Raw genomic sequence first — 1952 nt, 5'->3', positions numbered from 1 at the left:
GTATTGTGATATGCTTTCGCGAAACCTCCGTCGATGACCATCAATTTCCCGTTGGCTCGTATGGGACTCTCTCCCTTTGCAGCCCTGACCGGAACGTGACCGTTTATTATATGGCGGTGTTCACCCTCGACTCCGAACGCATCGAGAATCATATCGCATACCTCCTCTTTGTTCCGGAGCTTGAAATACCACCCCTTCTCCTCGACGTGTGTGGCGGGATCGTCAATGAAATATCGTTCGAAAGTCGCCATCTTGGATTTGTCGAAAAGGGGAGAGTCCGGTCCGCACCACAGGTACCAGAAGAAATCGCGGGCATATTTGCGTTCCTCTTCCGAAGAATCATCGTTGAACGCCTCGCGCATGGTCATTCCTATTTTATGCAGCAGTCCGCGACCTTTGTATTTCTTTCCGCATACCTCCACCTCCTTCATCGTGCCGTCTTCATTAAGAGGCAGGGAAGCGTGGAAGAGAAGGTTTGAGTTGTATATGCCATACATGCATCCGTTGGAGAAGAGGCAGTCGATATGCTTCATCAGTTTGTCGCTGACGCTGAATGAATGACGTAGCTTGTCGACAAGTTCCTTCTCCTCGTCAGTCATAGCTGTCGGGTCAGCGGGATCGAGTGTGGGGAAATTGGTGTCGTTGAGAGGATATTCCTTGCCATCGAGAGTGACGGTACCCTTCTCTTTGTCGATGCGCGAGAGCAGATCGCGGTCAGAGAGTCCCCATTCCGGATGCTCCCTTGCCATTTGCGCCTCCAGCTTAAGCTGGATTATTGCTATAGCCTTGTGCATTCGACCTATAAGAAGTCTGGATTTTTCTGTAAATGCGTTCTCTTCGTCATCCCCTGCGATATGAGGCATGAAGCGTGTGCAGGGGTCATCTCCGTATGTCTCCATGGCGAAGGTTGCGAGCGGCACCATGTTTATGCCGTAGCCGTCTTCCAGAGTCGCCATGTTGGCATATCTCAGAGAGAGCCGTAATACGTTCGCCATGCAGCATTCGTTGCCTGCCGCCGCTCCCATCCACAAGGCATCGTGGTTGCCCCACTGTATGTCGAACCTGCCGTAATCGCAGAGGATATCCATGATTATATGCGCGCCCGGTCCGCGGTCGAAAATGTCGCCAAGGATGTGAAGCTGGTCTATGCTCAGACGCTGGATCACGTTGCAGAGCGCGATGATGAATTCGTCTGCCTGACCTGTGGATATTATGGTCTCGATGATTCTTGAGAAATAAGCCTGCTTGTCATCGTCTGAAGGAGACTCGTGCATGAGTTCCTCGATAATGTATGCGAACTCACGCGGCAGAGACTTGCGCACTTTCGAGCGGGTGTATTTCGAAGACACCGACTGGCATACCTTTATGAGACGGTGCAGGGTTATATTGTAGAAATCCGCGAGCTGGTTTTCCGAAGCGCGGATAATCTGGAGTTTCTGCTCCGGATAATATATAAGCGAACAAAGCTCCCGGATTTCCTGCTCACGCATGGAAGTGCCGAAAAGTTCGGTAACTTTGCGTTTGATGTTTCCGGAAGCGTTTCGCAGAATGTGTCTGAAAGCCTCGTGTTCGCCGTGGATGTCGGCAACGAAATGTTCAGTGCCTTTAGGTAGATTAAGGATTGCCTCGAGGTTTATGATTTCGGTCGAGGCTGCGCTGATGTTGGGAAACGACTGTGCGAGAAGCTCAAGCACGCGCCGGTCGTTTTCAACGTGGGTCTCCGTTATGTTTTTCGATATTGGTGTCATTCCTTGAACGCGAAAAATATTATCTTGCAAAGATAGCAAATAGTTTTTATATTCGTGTTGCCCGAACGATAAACCAAATCAAAAAACTTAGAAACAGAACTCGTCTTGACTTATTTACGAAAGTTAAAATAATGATATTGTTAATTCTTTTTTCAACCTCAGCNGATCTTTCCGGTTGTTTTCACCCCTCTCATCACCGCCAAC

The 1952-nt window shown here is 49.4% G+C and carries 1 protein-coding gene; it reads right to left on the bottom strand.

Translation table 11 applies throughout. From position 1 onward, the window contains the following. Positions 1 to 1748 (bottom strand): fructose-1,6-bisphosphatase (locus JX312_RS12930; RefSeq protein ID WP_204458335.1); only part of this gene is annotated, 1748 nt, incomplete at its 3' end. Positions 1749 to 1952: the final 204 nt, after the last annotated feature.

Source organism: Barnesiella sp. CU968, assembly GCF_905219685.1.
Classification (GTDB): Bacteria; Bacteroidota; Bacteroidia; order Bacteroidales; family Muribaculaceae; genus Lepagella; species Lepagella muris_A.
The sequence above is the reverse complement of the archived record's forward strand: the minus strand, read 5'-3'. Positions and strand labels throughout refer to the sequence as shown.